A 3,178-nucleotide genomic window follows, 5' to 3' on the forward strand; every position below is an offset into this window, starting at 1 on the left:
AGTGCGGGCTCGGCAAAGCGGCGCAGCGTGTGCAGCAGCACCGGCTCGCCGCGCAGCAGCAGAAACTGCTTGGGGCGGTCGGCACCCATGCGCGTGCCGCTGCCGCCGGCCACCAGAATGGCAAAGCGGGATGGCTGTTGATACTTGTTAATCGGTAGTCGGTATTCAGACACAACAAAAAATTGGAATGGTGGATGAGTTACAAAGCAAACGCCCAGCCGCTCGAAAGCAACTGGGCGTTTTAAGAGCAAGTCTAGATACTGACTACGCAGTACCGAATACTCCTTATAGAATCAGCATGGCATCGCCGTAGCTGAAGAACTTATACTTCTCCTTGATAGCTTCCTTGTAGGCTTCCATCAGCAGGGGGTAGCCGGTGAAGGCGGCCGCCAGCATGATGAGCGTGCTCTCCGGCATGTGGAAGTTGGTGAGCATGCAGTTGGCAATTTTGAACTCGTGGGGCGGGAAGATGAACCGGTCAATCCAGCCCTGCGTGGGCTTCATGCGGGCATTGGCCGACACCGACGCCTCCATGGCGCGGATGGTGGTGGTGCCCACGGCACACACCTTGCGCTTGTGGTCGAGAGCCTTGTTCACTACTTCGCAGGCCGGCTGCGTCACAATGAAGTTCTCCGAATCCATCTTGTGCTTGGTCAGGTCTTCCACATCCACCGTGCGGAAGGTGCCCAGGCCTACGTGCAGCGTTACGAACGCCGGCTCCACGCCTTTGATTTCCATGCGCTTCATCACCTCGCGGGTGAAGTGCAGGCCAGCCGAAGGGGCCGCCACCGCGCCAATGTGCTCGGCGTAGATGGTCTGGTACCGCTCCTTGTCGGCGGGCTCGGTTTCGCGGTTAATAACCTCTTTCGGAATCGGGGTTTCGCCCAGTTCGTAGAGGGCCTTGCGGAACTCCTCGTCGGTGCCGTCGAACAGGAACTTGATGGTGCGGCCGCGCGAGGTGGTGTTGTCAATCACCTCGGCTACCATGTCCGACTCGCCGAAGTAGAGCTTGTTGCCCACGCGGATTTTGCGGGCGGGGTCCACCAACACGTCCCACAGGCGCAGCTCCTTGTTCAGCTCGCGGAGCAGGAAAACTTCAATCTTGGCACCGGTTTTCTCTTTGTTGCCGTAGAGGCGAGCCGGAAATACCTTCGTATCGTTGAATACCAGCACGTCGCCCTCGTCGAAATAATCGAGGATATCCTTGAAGTTGCGGTGCTCAATCTGGCCGGTCGCGCGGTGCACCACCATCAGGCGGCTTTCGTCGCGGTTGCGGGCGGGGTGCATGGCCACCAGCTCTTCAGGGAGTTCAAATTTGAACTCGTGCAATTTCATTGCCATAGGGCTGTATTTAGGGAATATACGAGAATTTGGGGAGGCAAAAGTACGGCTTTTATTTGGGTTTTGTTATTTTTTGTGGCTGATGGGCCCGGGCCGCGCCCGCCGGGGCGCAACTTTCGGGCGTAGCCCCGTCTTTTGCATCATGCTCACGCTCCGCCTCACCTTCGAAAGCTTTCTCTTCGCCTGGGATGCCCTCAAGTCCAACTTGCTGCGCACCATTTTGTCGCTGCTGGGCGTCACGGTCGGTATTTTTTCGATTATCGCGGTTTTCACCATCGTCGATTCGCTCGAAGCCAACGTGCGCAGCAGCCTCGACTTTGTGGGCGATAAGGTGATTTACGTGCAGAAATGGCCCTTTGCCTTCGGGCCCGACTTCGCCTGGTGGAAATATTTCAACCGCCCCAATCCCTCGCCGCGCGAGTTTCAGCAGCTGCGCCGGCAGCTTGGGCCCAACAATAAAGGCATCGCCATTTTCGCCGCCAAAAACGGCAACACGCTCAAAGCGGGCTCCAACTCGGTGGCCGACTGCTCGCTGCAGGGCGTGAGCTACGACTACCGTGCCGTGAGCAACGTGCCCATTAAGGAAGGCCGCTATTTCACGCAGCAGGAAATGGATGGGGCCCGGCCCGTGGCCATCATCGGGGCCACCATCGCCGAAAACCTGTTCCCGGGTGCCAGCGCGGTGGGCCAGCAGTTTAAGGCGCGGGGCCAGACGTTCACCGTGATTGCCGTGCTCGAAAAAGAAGGCAAAAAGCTGCTCACCATTTCGAGCAACGACGCCAACTGCCTCATTCCGTTTGCGATGTTTACCAAGCTGTTTGCGCTGAATATCACCGGGCTGAGTGGCGGGCCTTCCGCCTCCATCGCCGTGAAGGGCCGCGATGAGGACGCCGGCCTGCTCGACCTGGAGTACGAAATGCGCGGCGTGATGCGCAACATCCGCGGCCTCAAGCCCCGGGCCGAAGACAACTTCGCCCTGAACCGCCCCGAAATGATTGCCTCCGCCATCGGCAAGCTGTTCAGTGTGATTGGGCTGGTGGGCGGCATCATCGGCTCGTTTGCCATTCTGGTGGGCGGGTTCGGCATTGCCAATATCATGTTTGTGAGCGTGCGCGAGCGCACCAACATCATCGGCATTCAGAAGTCGCTGGGAGCCAAAAACTTCTTCATCCTCTTTCAATTCCTGTTCGAAGCCGTGTTTCTGTGCCTGATTGGCGGGGCCGCCGGGCTGTTTCTGGTCTGGCTCGTCACGCTGGTGCCGCAGGATGCGCTGCCGCTCACCATGTCGGCGGCGCGGGTGGTGCTCGGGCTGCTGATTTCGGTGGGAATCGGCATTGTGGCCGGCATTGTGCCGGCCGTGCTGGCTGCCAATCTCGACCCCGTGATTGCCATTCGGGCCAAGTAGCCGTAGGGGTGTACTGTAACGCCCGGGCACCGGTGGCGGCGCGCCCCCGTGCCGCCCGCCCGGGGCCCAATTCATCCGCCCGATTGTGGGCGCTATTGTATGACACTTCCTTCTTTCCTGAACTACACCATCCTGGGCAACACCCTGGGCCAGTACCTGATTGCCGCGCTCATTATTATGGCCGGCAGCATTTTCCGGCGGCTGCTGTCGCGGCTGCTAAGCAAGCTGCTGTTTGCGCTCACCAAGCGCTACGCGGCCGGCGTGAGCGAGGAAGACCTGCACAACCTGCTCATTCAGCCGCTTTCGACAGTGCTGCTGCTCGTTACGCTCCAGATTGCGGGTACCACGCTCACCTATCCGCACGGCCTGCTGGCCGAGCCCGGCGCAATTCCGTGGCACGAGGCGCTGCTGGGCCGGCTGCTGGCGCTGGCG

The 3,178-nt window shown here is 59.9% G+C and carries 4 protein-coding genes; 2 read left to right on the forward strand and 2 right to left on the reverse strand.

Going from position 1 to position 3,178, the window contains the following annotated elements; genetic code table 11:
* Positions 1-173 (reverse strand): 2-C-methyl-D-erythritol 4-phosphate cytidylyltransferase (locus tag ACYVDE_RS18435; protein WP_460503015.1); only part of this gene is annotated, 173 nt, incomplete at its 3' end.
* Positions 174-285: 112 nt separating this feature from the next.
* Positions 286-1,335, reverse strand: a complete 1,050-nt coding sequence (queA, locus tag ACYVDE_RS18440) for an S-adenosylmethionine:tRNA ribosyltransferase-isomerase (protein WP_460503016.1) — start codon at positions 1,333-1,335, stop codon at positions 286-288.
* A gap of 148 nt (positions 1,336-1,483) precedes the next feature.
* Here queA and ACYVDE_RS18445 point away from each other — a divergent pair, with 148 nt between their 5' ends.
* Together ACYVDE_RS18445 and ACYVDE_RS18450 are read left to right on the forward strand one after the other, a co-directional pair.
* On the forward strand, positions 1,484-2,746 hold the full coding sequence (locus tag ACYVDE_RS18445; protein ID WP_460503013.1) for an ABC transporter permease: 1,263 nt from the start codon (positions 1,484-1,486) through the stop codon (positions 2,744-2,746).
* Positions 2,747-2,845: 99 nt separating this feature from the next.
* Positions 2,846-3,178: hypothetical protein (locus ACYVDE_RS18450; protein ID WP_460503014.1), on the forward strand; the 333-nt coding region annotated here is incomplete at its 3' end.

The sequence above is a fragment of the Hymenobacter agri genome (assembly GCF_054778495.1).

Bases quoted from the DNA above. Each gene is read 5' to 3' on its own strand.
- ACYVDE_RS18445 (WP_460503013.1), top strand. From the start codon at position 1,484: ATGCTCACGCTCCGCCTCACCTTCGAAAGCTTTCTCTTCGCCTGGGAT.
- queA (WP_460503016.1), bottom strand. From the start codon at position 1,335: ATGAAATTGCACGAGTTCAAATTTGAACTCCCTGAAGAGCTGGTGGCC.